Source organism: Devosia insulae DS-56 (assembly GCF_000970465.2).
Taxonomy (GTDB): Bacteria; Pseudomonadota; Alphaproteobacteria; order Rhizobiales; family Devosiaceae; genus Devosia_A; species Devosia_A insulae.
Window position 1 is genome coordinate 1 of the sequence record NZ_LAJE02000340.1, and the last position, 1,027, is coordinate 1,027.

Below are 1,027 nucleotides of genomic sequence, written 5' to 3' on the forward strand. Positions count from 1 at the left end.
GAGGGGGAGCACGCGAAGGGTGGTGGAGGGGGCGGCCAAACCCTCAATCATCACCTCCGTCACCCTGCGATCTCGCGGGACCGGCGGAGCCATATCCAACCACGGAGACTTCCCATGCTACGTCGCACCGTCCTTGCCATCGCCATCCTCACCGGCTTTGCTTCCGCCCTGCCGGTCCTCACTGCAACTGCTCAAGAAGGAACTGCTCCCATGCTCACCGCAACCACATCCGGCTATGTCCCCGTCACCGGCGGCAAGGTCTACTACGCCACCTACGGCGAGGGCGCGCCGCTCGTCCTGCTGCATGGCGGCCTGATGACCATCGACAACTTCGGTCCGGTCCTCTCCGGTCTTGCCGCCAGTCACCAGGTGATTGCCGTCGAGGCGCAGGGCCACGGCCACACCGGCCCGCTCGATCGACCGATGAGCTTCGACAACATGGCCGCCGACGTCGCCGAAGTGATCAAATCGCTGGGGCTCGAGAAGGTCGATGTCGTCGGCTACTCGATGGGCGGCACCATCGGCCTGCGCCTGGCGCTCGCCCACCCCGAGCTGGTCAACAAGCTGGTCATCGCCTCGGCACCCTTCGCCTTCTCCGGCTGGCACGACTACAACCAGCAGGGCATGCGCGGCCTGAACGCCAGCCAGTTCGAGATGATGAAGCCCTCGCCGCTCTACCAGGGCTTTGCCGCGGTGAACCCGGACCCCGAAGTGAACTTCCCGAAGCTGCTCGACCAGATGCAGTATATGGGCCAGGACTACGATTTCTCGGCCGACGTCCCCAACCTCAAGGTTCCGACCCAGTTGATCTATGGTGACTGGGACGCCGTCCGCACCAGCCACGCGGCAAAGTTTTTCGAGCTGCTCGGCGGCGGCCTGCAGGATGCGCTGTGGGATGGCTCCGGCATGAACCAGAACCGCCTCGCCATCCTCCCCGGCGTCACCCACTACACCATGATGAACTCGCCCAAGCTGGTCGAGACGGCGCTGGCGTTCATCGACGCGAAGTAAAGGTGCATGTTGGGCC

At 64.6% G+C, this 1,027-nt stretch carries 1 protein-coding gene; it reads left to right on the top strand.

Going from position 1 to position 1,027, the window contains the following annotated elements; translation table 11 throughout:
- Nucleotides 1–114 precede the first annotated feature (114 nt).
- Nucleotides 115–1,011, top strand: coding sequence for an alpha/beta fold hydrolase (locus VW23_RS22225; RefSeq protein WP_069911685.1), 897 nt, complete (start codon nucleotides 115–117; stop codon nucleotides 1,009–1,011).
- The last annotated feature ends 16 nt before the right edge of the window (nucleotides 1,012–1,027 follow it).